This window comes from Brenneria sp. L4-2C (assembly GCF_040240335.1).
Classification (GTDB): Bacteria; Pseudomonadota; Gammaproteobacteria; order Enterobacterales; family Enterobacteriaceae; genus Brenneria.
The window spans coordinates 43,936-63,384 of record NZ_JBEIAC010000018.1 but is presented as its reverse complement, the minus strand read 5'-3'; the positions used below and the strand labels follow the sequence as shown (position 1 = coordinate 63,384).

Annotated in this window: 17 protein-coding genes, 1 tRNA gene and 1 pseudogene; 13 read left to right on the top strand and 6 right to left on the bottom strand. The window is 56.9% G+C overall.

Annotated elements, in window-relative coordinates; genetic code table 11:
- Nucleotides 1-38 precede the first annotated feature (38 nt).
- Complete coding sequence (locus ABRZ26_RS20005) at nt 39-2,483, bottom strand: DUF3772 domain-containing protein (RefSeq protein ID WP_319605882.1); 2,445 nt, start codon at nt 2,481-2,483, stop codon at nt 39-41.
- A gap of 493 nt (nt 2,484-2,976) precedes the next feature.
- Between ABRZ26_RS20005 and ABRZ26_RS20000 the strand changes: the two genes are divergently transcribed.
- The 10 genes from ABRZ26_RS20000 to ABRZ26_RS19955 all read left to right on the top strand — a co-directional run bounded on the left by ABRZ26_RS20000 (nt 2,977) and on the right by ABRZ26_RS19955 (nt 13,252).
- Nucleotides 2,977-3,909 carry a polysaccharide deacetylase family protein gene (locus ABRZ26_RS20000; protein ID WP_319605881.1) on the top strand — a complete coding sequence of 311 codons (933 nt, stop codon included), beginning with the start codon at nt 2,977-2,979 and terminating at the stop codon, nt 3,907-3,909.
- Nucleotides 3,910-3,973: 64 nt separating this feature from the next.
- Nucleotides 3,974-5,464, top strand: a complete 1,491-nt coding sequence (locus tag ABRZ26_RS19995) for an ABC transporter substrate-binding protein (protein WP_319605880.1) — start codon at nt 3,974-3,976, stop codon at nt 5,462-5,464.
- Between the two features lie 15 nt (nt 5,465-5,479).
- On the top strand, nt 5,480-6,400 hold the full coding sequence (locus ABRZ26_RS19990) for an ABC transporter permease (RefSeq protein WP_319605879.1): 921 nt from the start codon (nt 5,480-5,482) through the stop codon (nt 6,398-6,400).
- 11 nt (nt 6,401-6,411) lie between these two features.
- Entirely contained in the window at nt 6,412-7,275 is an 864-nt protein-coding gene (locus ABRZ26_RS19985) for an ABC transporter permease (protein ID WP_319605878.1), read from the top strand.
- An 8-nt stretch (nt 7,276-7,283) separates the two neighbouring features.
- Nucleotides 7,284-8,066, top strand: coding sequence for an SDR family NAD(P)-dependent oxidoreductase (locus ABRZ26_RS19980; RefSeq protein ID WP_319605877.1), 783 nt, complete (start codon nt 7,284-7,286; stop codon nt 8,064-8,066).
- 18 nt (nt 8,067-8,084) lie between these two features.
- Nucleotides 8,085-9,077 (top strand): ABC transporter ATP-binding protein, encoded by a 993-nt coding sequence (locus tag ABRZ26_RS19975; protein WP_319605876.1) that lies wholly within the window; start codon nt 8,085-8,087, stop codon nt 9,075-9,077.
- A complete protein-coding gene (locus tag ABRZ26_RS19970) occupies nt 9,074-10,051 on the top strand; it encodes an ABC transporter ATP-binding protein (protein ID WP_319605875.1) in 978 nt (325 codons plus the stop codon). The genes ABRZ26_RS19975 and ABRZ26_RS19970 overlap by 4 nt, the downstream gene beginning before the upstream one ends.
- Nucleotides 10,052-10,061: 10 nt before the next feature.
- Nucleotides 10,062-12,425, top strand: coding sequence for a penicillin acylase family protein (locus tag ABRZ26_RS19965; RefSeq protein ID WP_319605874.1), 2,364 nt, complete (start codon nt 10,062-10,064; stop codon nt 12,423-12,425).
- A 232-nt stretch (nt 12,426-12,657) separates the two neighbouring features.
- Nucleotides 12,658-12,734, top strand: a tRNA-Arg gene (locus ABRZ26_RS19960).
- Between the two features lie 164 nt (nt 12,735-12,898).
- Nucleotides 12,899-13,252 (top strand): DUF2778 domain-containing protein, encoded by a 354-nt coding sequence (locus ABRZ26_RS19955; RefSeq protein WP_413556347.1) that lies wholly within the window; start codon nt 12,899-12,901, stop codon nt 13,250-13,252.
- Nucleotides 13,253-13,677: 425 nt separating this feature from the next.
- Here the strand turns inward: ABRZ26_RS19955 and ABRZ26_RS19950 are convergent, their stop codons facing one another.
- Nucleotides 13,678-14,109 (bottom strand): hypothetical protein, encoded by a 432-nt coding sequence (locus tag ABRZ26_RS19950; RefSeq protein WP_319605873.1) that lies wholly within the window; start codon nt 14,107-14,109, stop codon nt 13,678-13,680.
- Entirely contained in the window at nt 14,106-14,720 is a 615-nt protein-coding gene (locus ABRZ26_RS19945; protein ID WP_319605872.1) for a hypothetical protein, read from the bottom strand. Before ABRZ26_RS19945 ends, ABRZ26_RS19950 begins: the two co-directional genes overlap by 4 nt.
- A 70-nt stretch (nt 14,721-14,790) precedes the next feature.
- Here ABRZ26_RS19945 and ABRZ26_RS19940 point away from each other — a divergent pair.
- Nucleotides 14,791-14,925: pseudogene (locus ABRZ26_RS19940) on the top strand (type IV pilin); the annotation flags it as partial.
- A 92-nt stretch (nt 14,926-15,017) separates the two neighbouring features.
- Here the strand turns inward: ABRZ26_RS19940 and ABRZ26_RS19935 are convergent.
- The gene (locus ABRZ26_RS19935) at nt 15,018-15,353 is read right to left on the bottom strand and encodes a hypothetical protein (RefSeq protein ID WP_319605871.1); all 336 of its coding nucleotides are present in this window, start codon (nt 15,351-15,353) and stop codon (nt 15,018-15,020) included.
- A gap of 473 nt (nt 15,354-15,826) precedes the next feature.
- Nucleotides 15,827-16,666, bottom strand: coding sequence for an MBL fold metallo-hydrolase (locus ABRZ26_RS19930; protein WP_319605870.1), 840 nt, complete (start codon nt 16,664-16,666; stop codon nt 15,827-15,829).
- Between the two features lie 173 nt (nt 16,667-16,839).
- Between ABRZ26_RS19930 and ABRZ26_RS19925 the strand changes: the two genes are divergently transcribed.
- The gene (locus ABRZ26_RS19925) at nt 16,840-17,742 is read left to right on the top strand and encodes a LysR substrate-binding domain-containing protein (protein WP_319605869.1); all 903 of its coding nucleotides are present in this window, start codon (nt 16,840-16,842) and stop codon (nt 17,740-17,742) included.
- A 200-nt stretch (nt 17,743-17,942) separates the two neighbouring features.
- Nucleotides 17,943-18,395, top strand: a complete 453-nt coding sequence (locus ABRZ26_RS19920; protein WP_319605868.1) for an NUDIX hydrolase — start codon at nt 17,943-17,945, stop codon at nt 18,393-18,395.
- 194 nt (nt 18,396-18,589) lie between these two features.
- Here the strand turns inward: ABRZ26_RS19920 and ABRZ26_RS19915 are convergent, their stop codons facing one another.
- Nucleotides 18,590-19,252, bottom strand: a complete 663-nt coding sequence (locus tag ABRZ26_RS19915) for a GntR family transcriptional regulator (protein WP_319605909.1) — start codon at nt 19,250-19,252, stop codon at nt 18,590-18,592.
- Nucleotides 19,253-19,449 lie beyond the last annotated feature (197 nt).

Genomic DNA, 19,449 nt, shown 5'->3' with positions numbered 1-19,449 from the left:
CTGACAAGGCGCCCGCCATTGATGGGGCGCCTTTATTTTTACGCTTTCTCTTCAATCTCAGCGCCATCGGGCAAACCGGCGACAGGGTTTTCCAATACCATTCTCTGCGGCACCGCCAGAGGAATATTGGACGCCCGCAGGCGGCGGATAATATCAAACAGCAGATCGCTCTTCGCCCCGGCCACCAGGCGCGGGCTGTTGACATAGCCCGTCACGCTCAACACCATTCCCGTCGGGGTTAGCTGACTGAAGGTAACCGATGGCGCGGGCGCGTCCAGAATCGATTCATGTTCCGTGTAGGCATCCAGCAGAATGGCTCTGACCTCCTCGGGGTCGATATCCAGCGGGAACGTCAACGCCAGCGTCGCCACGCCAAGCGCATTCCCCATGGTGATGTTGCGCACGTTCTGCGAAATAAACTGCGAGTTAGGCACAATCACCGTCGAACGGTCGCCCAGTTGGATCTCCGTCGCCCGAACGTTAATGCGCCGGATATCCCCTTCCACGCCGCTGATATTCACCAGATCGCCGACCTTGACCGGCCGTTCGGTGAGCAAAATCAAACCGGAAATAAAGTTTTTTACGATTTCCTGCAAACCGAAACCGATACCCACCGACAGCGCGCTGACGATCCATGCCAGTTTGTTCCACTGGATCCCCAGCGTCGCCAGCGTCAGCAGAATGATCAGGATGTAGCCGATATTGCTGAACAGCGTCACCAGCGACGCGCGGATACCGCGATCCAGCATGGTTTTGGGAAGAAATTCATCCTCCAGCCAGCGCTTTGACGAGCGCAGAACGTAGACCCCGATAGCCAGGAAAAGCACCGCGTTCACCAAATGGGCGGGTACGATGCTCAGCGTTTCCAGTCCCTTGCCGCCCCATATTTCAACGGCTTTCTGCACCAGCTCCAGCGGGGTGGTGGTGCCGAAAGTCCCGTTAAGCAAGGCGACGGCGGCCATCAAAATCAAAAAGACCTTGCCGCAGGCGGAAAGCAGCGCCGTCGCCTGCGCCAGATGCCGATCGTCGAGATTGAGCGAGTTCTTGATGCGCTGTCCGCTGGAATTGTTGGGTGAAAAAACGCTTTCGCAGATGTCGACAATAAACGTCGAGAACAGATAGAGGCACGACATAACCATGCCGATCCACACCAGCTCATAGGTCAGGAAACGCGCCAGCGAGATATAGCCGATAACCAGCGAAACCAACACCGCGAACGTGGTTGCCAGCACCGCCAGATGAACAATGCCGGCCAGCGTTGAGCGCGCTTCCGGTTGCGCGCCGTCATTCACCATCTGCCGACGCACCTGATCGCTGCGCAGCGCGATGATGCCGATCGTCAGCGCCAGAAACAGCGCGGATAAACCATTCACCATGATGGTAGCCGACACCGATGTTCCCACCGTAGCCGTCACCTGTTCGATGACGCCGAACAGCAAAATAAGCAGCGCGGCAATGACCGGAAAGGGATTCATCGCCTTCGCGACCGGATTGGATATCGCCGGCAGCCGCCAGGAAGGACGCTGATTGGAGAGAAACGCCCGGCCCAGACCGGCAATCATCGAACAAAAAACGGATAGCTGCGTCAGCGTATCCAGAAACGACTCCACCCGCTCGCTCGCCTGACCATGACGGGTAAAGACGTAGTCCAGCAAATTCGCGGCGATGCCGATCGTCAATACGGTCGAGATGACGCTGGCCGTCGCCAGAAAACTTCGTCTCAGGCGTCCTTCCGGCAATAGATTAATCCCGGCCCAGGTCAGGTATTTCTCCATATATCGACGACCGGCGGTAACCAGCGCGGCGACGACCAGCAGAAAGAAAGCGGAACCATACCGCCATTCAGGCGTCCAGGAAGTCGCCAGCGCGTCGCTTAACTGCGATTGAAATGCGCCGAGCCGGCGCACATCTTCCGCCTGCGGATTTACCAGCGGCGACCAGAAGCGCGCGCCGAAAATACTGCCTGAATTTAATGCCAACTGCGTTTTCAGCGCATTGCGTCGTAGCGTAACAATCTGCGCGGAAAGGTTGGATGCGGCGGCCCGCAGCGCCTGGATTTGCTCAATCTGCGCATCCATCTTCGCCTTCTGCGCGTTCAGATTATTACGTTTACGCGTCACTTCATTCGTTTCATTGATATTGGAACCGGGTTCCGGCGCCGGCCCCAAAACGTCCAACTGGGCCTGTAGCTGCGCCCGCAGCGGCGTTACCGCCGTAGACAAATCGTCCGCGCTGCCGACCAATTGCTGGGTAGTATCATTCAACGCCCCGAATTTACTATCGCTATTGGCGCCTGACACCTGCTGCTTAATGCTGTCCAACTGCTTTTGCAGGTTCACCAATTCAGCATCAATATTTATTTTTACTGGCGTCTCAGTCTGCGCCGGCTGGGGATCCGGATCCGCCGCCGTCGCATATCCGACAGGCGCGATCAATATCGACAACAGAAAAATACGCAATAATGCGGATAACGAAGTATGCATAAATTGAAAGGTCCCAAGTTCAACAGAAATCGCGGAGGTTCAAAACGGCCACCCTGCGCCAGCGTGGTTGGATTTTACCCGCTATGCCACGTATCAGCGACGGACGCAACGCCATCCGCCCCTCTATAACTTACAAAGAATGACGCCATAAACGCAGCAGATAAAGATGAATTCGCCTCTGTTTTACAGGGATCCGACCTGAAACGTAAGACAAACATCAAGGGCGCTGGAAATAAACCCGCGCCCGGCCGCTGTCGTCTCAAACGGCGGCGAGCATGTTCGCCCTCCGGCGCTTAACACGATTGGACAGCGAAGCGACTTTTTCCTCATCCGCATAAGGCTAGAAAAAATTGGCCTTTACGCGCATCGGTCACTGCTTGACCACAAAACAGTTCATATGGTTATATTAATCACCTTATTATTCCATTTCATTAATATACCGCGCCGTTATTAATTTTTTTGCAAACGTTTAATAACAACAAGGAAACATGACATGCATCAGTCAGGAGGGGGTCTGACGGACGATAAGCCGTGGCTGTGGCCTGATGAACGTTGGCGACAGCGGGTGGATCGCGTCCGCGCCGGTCGGTCGTTGAAGCCCGCCGTCTGGAAAAACGGCGCACGCATGGCCGTCGCCCTCTCTTTTGATGCCGATCATGAGACGTTTGAGTTGCGTAACGGCGGGCTGTCGGCGGGACGTCTGAGTCAGGGACAGTACGGCGCGCGCGCCGGCATGCCGCGTATCCTGCGCCTGCTGGAAAAATACGACGTGCCGGCATCCTTTTTTGTGCCGGCGGTATCGGCGCTGATCAACGCCGACGAAGTGCGCGCCGTCGCGGCGGCGGGTCATGAAATCGCTATGCACAGCTGGATTCATGAGTCTAATTCCCGCCTTGACGCCGTCGCCGAACGCGATCTGGCGCTGCGGGCCGCCGATGTGCTGGATCGCTTATCAGGCCGCCGGCCGGTGGGCATGCGTACCGCCTCCTGGGATTTCAGTCCGGCCACGCTGGGCATCGCCCGCGAAATGGCGCTGCTTTACGACTCGTCGCTGATGGCCGACGACGAGCCCTACGAACTGCTGGAGGATGGTCTGCCGACCGGCATCGTCGAAATTCCGGTGGAGTGGATCCGCGACGACGCGCCCTATTTCGCCATGGACCGGACGAGCGCCGCCCGGCCTTATGGCGATCCCCTTATGGTGCTGGGCATTTTTCAGCGTGAATTGGAGATGGCCTATCAGGAAGGCGGCCTGTTTCAGTTGACCCTTCATCCCCACCATTCCGGCCATCGCTCGCGCTTGTTCCTGCTGGAGGAGATCATCCGGCTGGCGCAGTCCAAAGGCGACGTCTGGTTTACCACCCACGCGGAACTGGCGGCGTTCTGCGCCGCCGGCGCCGGTCTGGCGCGCAACACGCCGCGGTAACCCTCCGGCCATGCCGGCGAATATAACCCTGTTTTCTGGTCTGAAGAGAGTAACGAACATGTCTATGATAATAAAATGGGCCGCCGCGACCGCCCTGGCGCTGGCGGCGACGCTGGCCGTCGCTCAGCCGGTGAAAGAGACCCTGACCATTGATTTACCGGGCGATGCGGCGACGCTCGATCCCCATCTCCAGTGGAATACCGACAGTTATAGCGTTTATCGCAATATCTTCGATAACTTGCTGACCCGTGACGCCGAGGGCAAGATCGTACCGCAAATCGCCAGCGCCTGGACCTATGTCAACGATACGACTATCGATTTCGACATCCGCGAGGATGTCAGCTTTCAGGACGGCAGCAAGCTCAGCGCCGCCGACGTGGTCTACAGCATCAAGCGTATTACCAACCCGGCGCTGAAAAGCCCGCAGCTGTCGCAGTTCGATCAGATCAACGGCGCCGAAGTCATCGCCCCCAACCGGGTGCGGATAACCACCAAATCGCCTTACCCGGCGCTGCTGGCGCAGTTGGTTAAGCTGTCCATCGTTCCGCAGGCTTATGTGGAAAAGGTCGGCGATCAGCAATTCAATCAGCAGCCTCTGGGCAGCGGCCCCTATCGCCTGGTGAACTGGCAAAAGGGCGTACAGATTGAACTCCAGGCTAACGAGCGCTACTGGCGGGTGACGCCGCCATTCCCGCGCGTGGTATTCCGGGCGGTACCCGATGTGGCGACCCGTATCGCCGACCTACAGACCGGCAAAGCGGATCTGATCCGCGATCTGCCGCCGGATCAGGCGCAAGCGGTAAAAGCCAACGCCGATACGCAGGTACTCTCGGCGCCCACCGAACGTATCGGCTATCTGTTTATCAATGCCGAGGCGGGGCCGACCCGCGATGTCCGCGTCCGTCAGGCGATCGCCTACGCTATCGACCGTCAGGCGCTGATCGATGCGTTGCTGGAAGGCTACGGCGCGCCGGTGAACGTGCTCGGCGCGCCGCCGGTCTTCGGCTATACCGATCGGGTACAGGGCTATCCGTTCGACCCGGATAAGGCGCGCGAGCTGGTCAAAGCCGCCAACGCCGAAGGGGCCGTCGTCACCTTCCTGACCTCGCCGGTTTACAGCCGCGCCATGGTCGAAGCCATCCAGCAGATGATTAACGATGTCGGTTTGAAGGTGGAAATTCAGTCCAGCGATCAGCCGACCTTCCTTAAACGCCGTCAGGGCGAAGCGGGCAATGCCGGCGGTCTGGCGCTCGGCGCCTGGTCCTGCGCCTGTCAGGATGCGGACGGCGTGATCTTCCCGCTGTTTCGCAGCGGCAGCCTGTGGGCCAAATACCACAACGCCGAATTCGATGCGCTGGTGGACAGCGCCCGCTCAATCCTTGATGTTCCGCAGCGGCTGGAAAAATATCGTCAGGCCTATCAGATCCTGCGTGACGACGTACCCGGCATCGGTCTCTATCAGTCCTATGTGGTATACGGCGCCAGTAAACATCTAGACTGGCGGCCGAGCGCCAACGAAGCGATGTTCGTGACGGATATGCGCTGGAAGCCCTAGCCGGAGAGGCTCGCCATGTTGAGATACATCGCCGGACGGCTGTTGCATGCCGCTATCGCCATCCTCGGGGTGCTGACCATCGTATTTATGATTATGCACCTGTCGGGCGATCCCACCCTGCTGCTGGTGCCGCAGGATGCGTCCGCGGAAATGATTGCCGCCCTGCGCCATCAGCTTGGTTTTGACCGGCCGCTGGGGGTGCAGTATCTGGCCTATCTCAAGGATCTGGCCCATCTGGATTTCGGTATTTCCGTGGTGCAGCGCGTGCCGGCGCTGGATATCGTCGCCTCCAGACTGCCCTATACCTTGATGCTGGCCGCCGGCGCGCTGCTGGTGGCCATCGGTCTCGGCATTCCGATCGGCATTCTGATGGCGGTACGGCGCGGCGGTTGGCTGGAGCGGCTATTGACCGCCATTGTGGTCACCGGACAAAGCGTACCCACCTTTCTGTCGGGCATTTTGTTGATTTTCGTTTTCGCCGTCACACTGCGCTGGCTGCCGACCTCCGGCTCGCAGGAGTGGTCCGCGCTGATCATGCCCGCTATCGCGCTCGGCGCGATTTCGATGTCGACCTTCGCCCGCATGACGCGTATCGCGGTGCTGGACGAATTGGGCAAAGAGTATGTCCGGGCCGCGCTGGCCCGCGGGCTGTCTCGCGCCGTCATCGTCCGGCGCCATGTGCTGCGCAACGCCGCCATTCCGGTGATCACCATCGCCGCGCTGGAAATCGGCAATCTGCTGGCCGGCGCGGTGATTATCGAAACGGTTTTCGCCTGGCCCGGCATCGGCCAGTTGGCGATCCAATCCATTCAGTCTCGGGATTTTCTGGTGGTTCAGGTCATTGTGCTGCTGATTTCCTTTGTTTATGTGATGACCAGTATTCTCGCCGATCTGGTGTATGCGCTGGTCGATCCGCGCATCCGGCTGGCGCGCTGAGGAGCCGTACTATGCAATCCGTATTCCCGGCAGTCGGACGCCGCAGACGAAAAGTGCCGCTTTCCGTGCTGATCGTCGCGCTAATCCTGACGGTTATCGTGCTGCTGGCGATCCTCGCCCCCTGGATAGCCCCGCTGGATCCGGCGCGGCAGAACCTGCTGGCGCGACTGAAGCCGCCGGGCTTTGAAGCCAGAGGGATAACATTCTGGTTCGGCACCGACGATCTGGGCCGCGACCTGCTATCGCGCACCCTGTACGGCGCCGGCGTCTCGCTGAGCGTGGCGGCGCTGTCGGTCACGGTGTCGACCCTGGTCGGGGTGACGCTCGGCATGATGGCCGGCTGGTTCCGCGGCGCCGTCGAAACGCTGATCATGCGTCTGGTGGATATCATGATGTCTATCCCGGCGATCCTGCTGGCGGTATTGACCGTGGCGGTGCTGGGGCCGGGCTTTCTCAAGCTGGTGCTGGTACTGGCGTTGACCCGCTGGCCGCGCTATACCCGCGTCGCCTATGCCCAGACGCTACAGATCGCCAATCTGCCGTTTATCAAGGCGTCCGAACTGGCCGGCGCCGGCGCGACGCGTATTCTGCTGCGCCACATTTTGCCAAATATCGCCGGTCCGCTGCTGATTGTCGCTACCGCGGAATTCGGCCTGATGATCCTGATGGAAGCCGGCCTGTCGTTTCTCGGACTGGGCATCCAGCCGCCGGCGTCCAGTTGGGGTTCGATCATGAGCGTCGGCCGACAGTATATCGAGCGAGCCTGGTGGATCGTCGCGTTTCCCGGCGCCTGCCTGTTCCTGCTGGTTTTTTCCGTTAACGTGCTGGGCGACTGGCTGCGCGACCAGCTCGACCCCCGTTCCCGTCTGCGTTGAGGTCTGACATGGAATTTGCAAATAAAAAAGTGGTGATCACCGGCGCCGCCGGTATTTTCGGTCGCTGGATTGCCGCCTGGTTCGCCCGCGAGGGCGCCCATCTGTGTCTGAGCGATAACCGCGCCGAGGCGCTTGAGGCCACGGTGCGCGAGCTGGGGTTGGATGCGGCGACCACGATACGCCATGCCACCGAACTGACCGATGACCGCTCGCTGTTGGATCTGACGGCTCTGGTGCGTCAGGCCTGGGGCGCGCCGGATATCCTGATTAATAACGCCGGCATTTATACGCGCTTCGCTCTGCTGGAGATGGATCTGGCCGATTGGGATCGCGTATTCGATGTCAATCTGCGCGCGCCGTTCGTGCTGACGCGGGAAATAGCCCGGCTAATGATCGACGCCGGACGACAAGGCAGTATTGTCAACATTTCCTCCGGCGCCGCGCGCAAGATGAACCAGAATTCGGTGCCTTACTGTACGTCCAAAAGCGCGCTGGAGCGGTTATCCAAAGGCTTCGCGCTGGAATTGGCCGAGTACGGCATCCGCGTTAACGTGGTCGAGCCGGGCTTTGCGCCGGGCAGCGAAGTCAGCCGGCTGTCTGCGGATTATGTCGAGGCGATGCTGGCGCGCATTCCGCTGGGGCGAGCCAGCGGGCCGGAAGACGCGCCGGCGGCCATTGGCTATCTCTGTTCCGAGCGCGCCGGTTTCATTACCGGAGCGGTGCTCAGCGTGGACGGCGGCAACGCTATCGGCGCCTATCAGCGCCCCCGGCCAGCCGCGGATCAGGGCTAAATCGACAGAGGAACAGATATGACGCTTAGCGAGCCGCTGCTGCGGGTAGAGAATCTGTCGATTGAAATCGGCGGGGCGAGGGTGCTGGACGATGTCTCCTTTGCCGTCGCGCCCGGAGAGGTGATGGCGCTGGTGGGGGAATCCGGCTGCGGCAAGTCGCTGAGCGCCTATGCCATGCTCGGCCTTTTACCGCCGGCGGCGCGACGTATCGGCGGACGCATCATGCTGGCGCAGACGGATTTGGCCGCCCTGCCCGAACGCCGGTTGCGCCGCGCGCGCGGCAAGGATATTTCCATTATCTTTCAGGAGCCGGGCGCCAGCCTGGATCCGCTGACCACGGTGGGAGAACAGATCGCCGCCGCCTACCGCGTTCATCATCAGGTTTCGCGCCCGGCGGCGCTGGAACGGGCGCGACAGATGTTGGAGGCGGTCGGTATCGCCGATCCCGAGCGCCGTCTGCATCAGTATCCTTTCGAACTGTCGGGCGGCATGTGTCAGCGCATTATGATCTCCATCGCGCTCATCTGCGACCCACGGGTGCTGGTGGCGGACGAACCGACCACCGCGCTGGACGTGACGATACAGGCGCAGATCCTGGATCTGATGAAGCGGCTGGTGGCCGAACGAGGAACTTCGATCGTCCTGATTACCCATGATATGGGCGTGGTGGCGGATATGGCGGACCATGTCGCGGTGATGTATGCCGGCCGGATTGCCGAGATCGCGCCGGTGCATGCCCTCTTTCGCTCGCCGGCGCACCCCTATACCGCGTTGCTGCTGGCCAGCGTTCCGCGCCTCGACGATGTGCCCAAGTCCGTGCTGGCGACAATCGAAGGCAGCGTGCCGACGGCGGAGCAATTTATTCAAGGCTGCCGTTTCGTCGATCGTTGCCCGCTGGCGACGTCAATCTGCCGGGATGAACGGCCGCCGCTGTTTGACTGCGGCGAGGGCCATCGCTCCGCCTGCTGGCATAGCGAACGGATAAAGGAAATCAGCGGGGTAGCGCGATGAGCGACGGCGAAAAGATCCTGCAAGTACGAGATGTGGAAGTGCATTTCGGCCGCCGCAGCCACCTGTTCGGCAAGCCCGCGCCGGTGGTGCGGGCGGTCAACGGCGTCGATCTGGACATCGCCGCCGGCGAAACCGTGGCGCTGGTAGGGGAATCCGGCTGCGGCAAATCCACGTTGGCCAATACGCTGGTCGGCCTGCAAAAACCGATGTCCGGCAGCGTGCTGATCGGCGGCGAACAGGTGGTCGGCGCGACGCCCAAAGCGCTGAAGGCGATACGCCGTCAGGTACAGATGATTTTTCAGGATCCGGCGCTCTCCCTCGACCCGCGCGCCACCATCGGCGCGGCGATTGGCGAACCCTTGCTGGCCTGTGGTCTGGCGCGCGGCGGCGCATTGCGCGCCCGGGTGGAGAAGCTGTTGATACAGGTGGGTCTGCGGCCGGAGCATGCCGATCGCTATCCGCATCAGTTTTCCGGCGGCCAGCGTCAGCGGGTGGTGATCGCCCGGGCGCTGGCGCTGGAGCCGGCGCTGGTGATTTGCGATGAGCCGGTGTCGGCGCTGGATGTCTCCGTGCGCGCGCAGATCCTCAATCTGCTGGTCGCGTTACAGCGGCGGACCGGCGTCGCCTATTTGTTCATTTCGCACGATCTGGCGGTGGTACGCCATATCTGCGATCGGGTGGTGGTGATGTATCTCGGCCGCTTCGTCGAAATCGCCCGGCGCGATACCTTTTTCGCCGACCCCAAACACCCTTACAGCCGGGCGCTGATGGCGGCGGTGCCGCAGGCCGATCCCGACCTACAGCGCAACAGGGCGAATGTTATCCTGAGCGGCGAACTGCCGAGTCCGGCCCGCATTCCGTCGGGCTGCGCTTTTCATACCCGCTGCCCGATGGCCACCGAGCTCTGCGCCCGGCAGCGCCCCGAGCTGACGCCGCGGCCGGACGGCGCCCGCGTCGCCTGTCATCATGCCTGAGGAGATTGCCATGAATCACGCTATCGACACTGAAACGCTGTCACTGCCGGGACTGAAAGCGGCCTGCGAACTGCGCATCGACCGCTGGGGCATCAGCCATATTCGCGCCGACAACCAACAAGATCTGTTTTTTGCTCAGGGCGTTAACGCCGCGCGCGATCGCCTCTGGCAGCTGGATCTGTGGCGCAAACGCGGCCTCGGCCTGCTGGCCGCCGATTTCGGCCCCGGCTATCTGGCGCAGGATCATGCCGCCCGCCATTTTCTGTTTCGCGGCGATATGGCGGCCGAGTGGCGCGCCTATGCCGAGGATGCCCGCGAGATCTGCACCGCTTTCGTTGCCGGCATCAACGCCTGGATTGCCCTGTGCGAACGCCAACCGGAGCGGCTGCCGCCGGAGTTTGCCCTGTTCGGCACCCAACCGGCGCGCTGGCTGCCGGAGGACGTGGTGCGCATCCGCACCCACGCGCTGACGCGCAACGCCGCGTCGGAGATTTTGCGCGCGAACGTGCTGGCGCGCAGCGACGCCGCCACCGACTTACTGCGCGCAGGCATCGCGCCGCCGGTGGAACCCCAACTGGCGGACGGGCTGTCGGCGGCGGATATTCCTCTTGAGGCGCTGAAGCTGTTCAAACTGGCCACCGCCCCGGTAAGCTTTGCCGATGACCGGCTGAACGCCGCCCTGGATCAGGCCTCGGCGTGGAGCGAAGTCACCGATCTGGGCGATATTGTCCGAGCCGTCAGCGAAGAAGGCTCCAACAACTGGGTCGTCCACGGCAGCCGCACCGCCAGCGGCCGGCCGCTGCTGGCGAGCGATCCCCATCGCGCCCACGCGGCGCCCTCCTTGCGCTATCTGGTGCATCTGCATGCGCCGGGATTTAACGCCATCGGCGCCGGCGAACCCAGCGCGCCCGGCATTTCCCTCGGCCATAATGGTCAAACCGCTTTCGGCCTGACCATTTTCGGCGCCGATCAGGAAGACGTGTACGTCTATCAGACTCGGCCGGGCGATGCGGATCGCTACCGTTATCAGGACGGTTGGCAGCCGATCGAACGCGTGGAAGAGAGCTTTGCCGTCAAAGGCCACGCCCCGCAGACCCTGCCCCTCGCGTTCACCCGTCATGGCCCGATATTATTTGAAGATCCGGCCCGCCAGCGCGCTATCGCCCTGCGCTCGGTGTGGCTGTCGCCGGGAGCCGCCGCCTATCTCGGCAGCCTGTCCGCCATGCGCGCCGCCAGCGTGGCGGAGTTTGGCGCAGCGCTGGCGTCATGGGGAACGCCGTCGGTGAATCACGTGTGCGCCGATGCGGCGGGCAATATTGGCTGGTTTACCGCCGGATTTACCCCGGTCAGGCACAATTGGCACGGTCTGCTGCCGGTGCCGGGCGATGGGCGCTACGAGTGGGACGGTTATCTGCCGGCCGATCGGCTGCCGCACAGCATCAATCCGCCCGCGGGCTTCTTCGCCACCGCCAACGAAATGAATATCCCGGCCGACCGCGACGCCGACGCGCCGTCCATCGGCCACGAATGGGCTGAAGGCAGCCGGGCGGCGCGCATCAAGCAAGTGCTGGCCGACGATCGCGCGCATTCAATTACGGCCGCACAGGCGCTGCAAAACGATACTTTTTCGCTGCCGGCACAGCGACTGTGCCGACTGCTGGCGCAGATCGAACGGCCAAAATACCTCAGCGCGCCGCTGCGGCAGGCGACCCGACTGCTGGCAGACTGGGATTATAAGATCGACGCCGACAGCGCCCCGGCGGCGCTGTTTGAAGTCTGGTGGATGAAACATCTGCGTCCGGCGCTGCTTGCCCGTCTGGCGCCGGATCCCGAGTTACGGCTACTGCTACAGCCAGGCGATCTGGACAGCCTATTGCAACTGATTGAAACGCCGGACGGGCGTTTCGGCGACAATGCAGAACGGGCGCGCAACCGGCTGATATTCGATAGCCTGAGCGCCGCCGGGGACGAATGTCGCCGGCATATGGGCGAGAAGGCGCGGCAATGGCGATGGGGCCGGCTGCACCAGACTCTGTTCGAACATGCGGTTAGCCGCACCCGGCATGGAACCGATCGGCAATGGAACACCGGTCCGCTGCCGCTGGGCGGCAGTCGCTCGACGCCGATGCTGGCCAGTTACCGCATCAACGATTTTATGGTGACCGCAGGCGCTTCGGTACGTCTGGTGATTGATGTCGGCGACTGGGACAACTCGGTCTGCATCAACGCCCCCGGCCAGTCCGGCGATCCGCGCTCTGCCCATTACCGGGATTTGGCGCGCCCCTGGTCGAAGGGAGAATACGTTCCGCTGCTCTACAGCGAGGACAAGATCACCGCCCACACCCGCCAAAGAATTGTGCTGCAACCGGGTTAATGCGCGAATCTGCCGCACCGCTGCGCATTCATCCGGCAGCCCAACGACATCGGTATCGTTTCGCAACAAAAGCGATAGCTGTCCGGGCGGCCTGAAGACAACCGCTCCCGCGGACAAACGACTAAATAATCCGCTTATTGCTTACCATCTGAGCAACAAGCAGAAAAGCCATTGACTCAACCTACCCGCTCCGTATAATCCAAACCGCATTACACAGCAACCCTGCCTGTATGCGCCCTTAGCTCAGTTGGATAGAGCAACGGCCTTCTAAGCCGTAGGTCACAGGTTCGAATCCTGTAGGGCGTACCATAATTTCGTCTTTTGACGTCTGTTAAAGTCTACTAATCCCTTAAAAATCAGCATTATTCTCTACAGTATGGGCTATCAAGGTCTAGTGTGGTCTCTTGAGTTCCAGCATCACTTGGGGGCCTGATAGGGGGCATTTGCAGGTTCAATAAAGGTGATGCCCCCAAATGAAGCTAACCGCCCGTCAGATCAATGCCGCTAAGCCAAAAGAAAAATCCTACAAACTGCCCACCTGGATAACCTGCACGCCGACAAACCATAGTGATTGGTTTGCTCTATATAAAGATGATGGTTTGATCGACGATTACATCTGGATTGAGGGTGTCCAACGAGGAAATTTTCGTTTACACCCAATCGGACCATTAGGTCTCTCAGAAGGGTGTATAACTCTCCAACATCATTCTGACTTTTATACTATCCGTAATGCCTTACTGCGTACTAAAAAAGTCCCGGTCCGATCAAGTGGCTTACAAGCTTATGGTTGTATAGAGGTAATCGTATATGCCAGCACTTGTCCTTAATTTTTTGAAATTGTTATTATTCATCACTCTACTCTTTTTAGCCGTGATGTTTGTTCACACATATCCTTATCCTATGCCGGAAAGTCAACTAACGTTCTGGTTTTACCTGTCTAATCTTTTAGGGATAAATAATCCTGAAAATATCTATTTTCCGGTTATGTGGGTAATCGATTTCATCGTGGCAATTATTTTATATAAGATAATTACACATATAATCAGAAAAATCATGAATAAGAAAAAAAACATACAATGATTTTTATTTTTTAATTTTACAAAGGGAAAAATGTACGTCATAAGATGAATAATATGGCTACCAGCGTGAACTGGTAGCCATATATCAGCAACACCTTAGTAAGCAGAAGAGCTATACAAAAGAACGCTAAAGGATCTCAAGAAGATCCTTTCCATTCCAGAGATACATCAATTTAATCAGCATGCTCACGTCGATAAATTTCGACACTAACCAAATCTAATTTAGACAAGCTATAAAACGACACAACATCTTTACTCCGTGGAGATCGCCAACATTCAGCTTCTGTTTGACATTGCTTTTGCTGTTCATATCCTTCGGCTCTCAGGTATTCACGAATTTTACTGGTATCGGTCGTGCCATTGAACTGAATACCATAGACAAAAGCTTGTGGACCACTGATATTGCTATAACTGAACTCGTAATTGTCAGATATGCGCGGCATTTCTTTCAATAAATCTGGCGTGTAATACTCGTACTCACGCTTATCCATCTGGGTATAATGAGCACTGCTGGCAAACTCCATCTGTATATACGGCCATACAACAGTCAGCGCAAGAGCACCAATAACAGCAACACTGATCAGAATAATTATATTTCGCCTCATAACCCCATCCTATTGTTACCAGAACCTAAGACAACAAAAGTCTTATCGTGCTGAGGCACAATGACGTTTCCAGACAGAAAATCGTTATAAGGGACTATCGTCCGCATAAACGCCGGTAACACTCCTTTATGGGGACGAGAGTGCGGGAACTTTTCCGGGTCAGGGAACAGCAGAGGCTGAAACGTCTCGTTCTTCCAATTACCGATTTTACCGTAGTAATCCCAGCGTTTAAGGGCTTCCTCCTTGCTAACAGGCCGGAGTTGAGGGAAAGGATTCTGAACCGATACAACACGGTAAAAGCCAAGCAAATCGGAGACCAAATCCTCACCGCTGAAGCCACTGTCCGTCACTAAGTTATTGGGAAACGCCTCCTGAAACACCTCAAACTTGCGTGCCATCGTCATCATCATCGCCAGGGCAATGTTTTTCTGTTCCCAGTGAGGTCTGCCGCACCGTATCCACCAGGTCATCACCTTCCCTGACCGAAACTGCCCTCTAAGCCCAGTCATTCCTTGTGAATACCCGACATCATAAAATTCCTTCCCTGATGACTCACCCTGCGCAATTAATCTCAAAAGTTCTCGGATATCCGTGCCCTGAGCCTGTCCCAAATCTACCCATCCCAGTACTTCTATATAAACAATACCTCTGTTTCCATAAGGTGCCTGAAATTAATTTTCCCTGTCTGAACTACTTTTAGTCTTTGGGATTATCGCAACGTTAGTGGCTGAAGCATTGATTGTTTATCCAAAGGTTCAGTCCTCGCAAAGAGCCACAGCGGAAAGTCATAACATAGCGAAAATTCAGGCTGGGGTATATTTAGTTTCTTATCTCCTTGGTTAACTCAGCTTCGCCAGTAGCGCGATTAAAGTAAAGATAAAAGAGGTCGCTGTTTGCCTGTTCCGGCTTTACCCAAACTTCTGCCTCATTAGAATGATTTCTCTGTTTGATGTAGCCCAAGTTTTCCAAATACGCTCGTAATGGCTCAACATCTGATGCCCCTCTGAAAATAATCGTATTCGATGGCGCATAGCCGTCGCCTGGATGTGATTCAAAGTGATAGTCGCCAGATATACGGGGAGCCTTTTCAATCTCTTTTCCGTCAGGGTATGATAATTATACAAGTCGTTTTCTGTATAGGTGGTGGTTTCATTGATACCCGACGCAACAAGATAGACAAACAGCCAGCAAAGGATAAGCCCAGAGAGAATTGACAGTCCGACCCACTTCACTACTTTCAGCATAATTACTCCACTCCCTTGTATGAAAGCGATGTTCGATCACTTGTAATGACTTTAACAATCCCGGATGTAAAGTCGCCTCAAGGACGTAACTGATCTGACCCCGAAATTATTCCCACCTAATTACGCTGCCATTTCCTAATCCACCGGCGTTTGATAACCCAACGTTGAGAGCCTTCGACGGCGATTTTAAAACATCTGAATATCCAGGTATACGGCTCGCTGAAATTGAGCAACCGACAGATTGGGTTCACCGCATGAAACGCGGATAAGTAGGCGGCCATGGCGCATATCAGCGGCCCTCCCACGCAAAGAACGTCGCCGCTTTTTTCAGGATAATTTTATCCTCTTCCTATTCGGCAATTTTGGCTTAAGGCGGTGAATTTCCCGTTCCTGTTCGGATAGGAAGGACGCATTCGACAAAGCGACATCGACCATATCCTGATAACGTTTTTTTCATTCAAATCCTGTAGCGCTCAATTTTCGTCAGCTATTTTATAGGCCTTACCTGCCCTCTCGATATGTGCGAATCCGAGTTCGCCAAGGTGCATGCCAGCGATAAGAGTCTGGTCCGCGCTGACGATATCCAATAATTTTAAACGAGTGTCGGCGGCAAGCGTCGGGTCTTGGTCAAATGCGATCGATACGTCGGGACGAGCAATCTGAACTTGAGGGAAATGAACGATATCCCCCCAAATCAGCAGGCTACGATTATCGGACTCGAGGCGATAACCCGAATGCCCTGCGGTATGCCCCGGCAGGGGAACCGCACTGACGCCGGGAAGGACTTCGTTATCAGTAAACGTGCGTATCTTATCCCGATACTTATCGAACACATTGCGGGCAAACAGAAAGTTTCCGCGAGCGCGCTCACTCGCCCGGCTGAGATTACCGTCATCCTGCCAGAAAGAAACCTCCCGCTGGTGGACGACTAACTCTGAATCGGGGAAGGCCGCTTTTCCTGACGAATCAAGCAGCCCCCCGATATGGTCGGGATGCGCGTGCGTCAGAAGAATCGTGTCAATGTCGGAGGGGCGTACGCCGGCAAGCGCGAGATTCACTTGTAGCTTGCCGCCCCACTGTTTAAATCCCCCTGCCCCTGCGTCAATCAGAATCGTGCGGCCACGACCACGCACCAGGTAGCAATTGATGTGAATAGAAGAGGGATCGTTCACACCCGCGCCTTGCTGTAACTCGGACGCATCCGCCGGATCAATATTGGAGAGCAAATCCAGACTGGCAGAGAGGTATCCATCATCGATCGCCTTGATCGAAAACGCGCCAATCTGCTGGACTGGAAATTTCATGTTATTCATCGCCCTATTTCTTCCCGATAATCAGGCGACCCTATGCTTACGCGTCCGGACGCCTTTGTTGATGTCATGTCATGGTATGAGCGCTAAACGCGCATAGAAATCGATTTTTCGGTATGCTTCAGTGACAAAATATCAAGCTAAGTCGGATATCCAAATCCGTATCAGGAGCGCCCATGCGCCGGAAGATCCCCAGCAATACTTCACTGATGGCATTCGAGGCCGCGGCTCGTCATGGCAGTTTCGCTCGCGCCGCGAATGAACTGTCTCTAACCGAAGGCGCTATCAGCCGTCAGATTGGCCGCCTGGAAACATTCCTCGGCGTTATGCTGTTCGAGCGAATCGGAAATCGCGTCCGGCTCCTGCCTAACGGGGAGCGCTATGCGGGGCAAGTTCGTGAAATGCTTGATCGACTGGATCGGGACAGTCAGTACCTGATGGGGCAGCCGAGCGATGGCGCGAGCCTGGACATTGCCGCCATCCCGACTTTCGCGCTGCGCTGGCTCATTCCTCGCCTGTCACGATTCCGGCAGAAACATCCGAACATCACGGTGCATCTCGCCGAGCGCATGGAACCCTTCGTGCTGGCCGAAAGCGGATTCGATGCGGCAATCCATTTCGAACATCCGGCCTGGACGGGAATGCGGACGCATCCCCTACTGAATGAAGTGCTGGTTCCGGTTTGCCATCCTGATCTTGTCAGCGACGGCGAAGGGATAAACACATTAGATACGCTGCCGCGCCTGCATCGACGACAGAACCCTGAAGCCTGGCAACGCTACGCCCAGGAGACGGAGATCTCGCTGACCAATCCTGCTATTGGCGCGCGCTACGATCTTCATGCCATGTTGATCGAAGCGGCATTGGCCGGCCTCGGCGTAGCGTTAGTGCCGCGCCTCTACGTTGAAACCGAACTTGCGCAAGGCCGGTTGGTTGCGCCGTGGCCAGAGGGAAAAACCATCGCCAAAACATTCTGCCTCATCCTGCCTGAACCGCTCGGATTAAGCGGGAAGCCAATACAAGTGTTTGCTCAATGGATAATAGAAGAAGCAAAACAGACGACGGCGGTTGGGTCGTAGGGAATTTCCTTTCTCCATGTTATCGGACAGACGAACCACGCGGCCATCCGATGTGTGCCCTCGCGCAAAACAGGATATAATGCATTATCCTCTGCCGCCAGGTTGAGCGGATTAATCCTGCTAAGAACAATTATAAAAAAAATCAAATCGCAGCAAAGTGCAATGACAGCCATTTTTTAATCATAAAGGTAAATATATTTATGCGTGAACCCAAACAGGTATTGGTCATTCCTTATCTAATTGACAAAAATGAATTGTATTTATACTTGCTGAAACGAAGAGATATGGATTATTGGCAATGGGTTGCAGGAGGAGTAGAGGAAAATGAAACTATATTGAGCGCTGCAATTCGTGAGTCATCTGAAGAGTTAGGGGTCATACTTAAAGATTCAAGCTTTACCCAGCTTGAATCTGTGTGTTCTATTCCTCGCTGCTATTTCAGAAGTGATGAGGCGTGGAATGATGATTTTTATACCGTTACTGAATATGCCTTTGCCGTGAGGCTCTCTGCAAATTCAACAATAAACCTTAGTGATGAGCACACAGAGTTTAATATCATTAAATATTCGGATTTAAGTAAATATAACACATGGGATAGTAATAGAACGGCGGCATGGGAACTAAAACAAAGAATGTTAATGGGAAGACTTTAAAAGTTTATTAGAGACGTAAGTAAATTCTGCTCTGCCGCTGGGATTGTCGTTTTTCATAAAGACGGGCGGCAGCGCTGGCTTTAGCCATGCTCCCCCGACTTGCCCACATTGTTCATCGCCAAATAGCAATATATTGCTATTTGGCGCAGCGATGCTCACATTCAGTTTTTTGTTGATTTGCCCTGCGCGAGTGACTATTTCATTCCCCGCGCCCAGGCGGCCAGCAAGGTGCGCTCCGACTGCACCAGATAGTTTTCCATCGCCTGCGCCGCTTGCTGTCCTTGACCGGATTCGATCAACTGTAGAATTTGGTCGTTCATATCGATATAGGGCGCATGCAGGAATTCGGCGTCGCGCAGCAGCCCGAACGCCAGACGCAATTCGGCCAGCAGATGGCCAAAAAAGGTATTCAGCCGCTCGCTGTCGGCCAATTCGACAACCGCGGCATGGAACGTCATATTGGCGGTACCCACGCCAAGCCAGTCCTGCGCCTCGCGGCAGTTGCGGGCGGCGGCGATGGCCTCGGCGAGATGCTGAATGGCCGGATGACCGGGCCAGGCTTGCGCCAGCGCCTGACATTCGATAAAGCGTCTGACGCGATAGATATCGATAATGGACGCCATGCTGGGCGTCGCGACGAAGACGCCGCGATTCGGCTCATGACGCAGCAGCCCTTCCTGGGTCAGGACGCGAAAGGCCTCGCGCAGCGTGTTGCGCGAAATCGCCAAATCGTCGCTCAGCGCCGCTTCCGACAGCCGCTGACCGGGCTGAAGTTCGCCCTCAACCAGCATACGCCGGATTTCCTGCGTCACTTTTTCCCCCAACGGGCGGGTATCCTCAGGTAATTCTTTCTTCATCATCCATCCATTGCCTGCAATCCGGCGCGGCGAACGTCCTGCCGGTGGCTGCGATCATCTCCGAGTTACTCATCACCCGTCAAGCAAATGGTGTACCGGCCCGTTGCCGATGCCGCGAATGCACCACGAAAGTGCATTATGCGACTACAATGAACGGTATGGGGTCAATCCATCGCCCGTCCGGGCATTATTGTTGA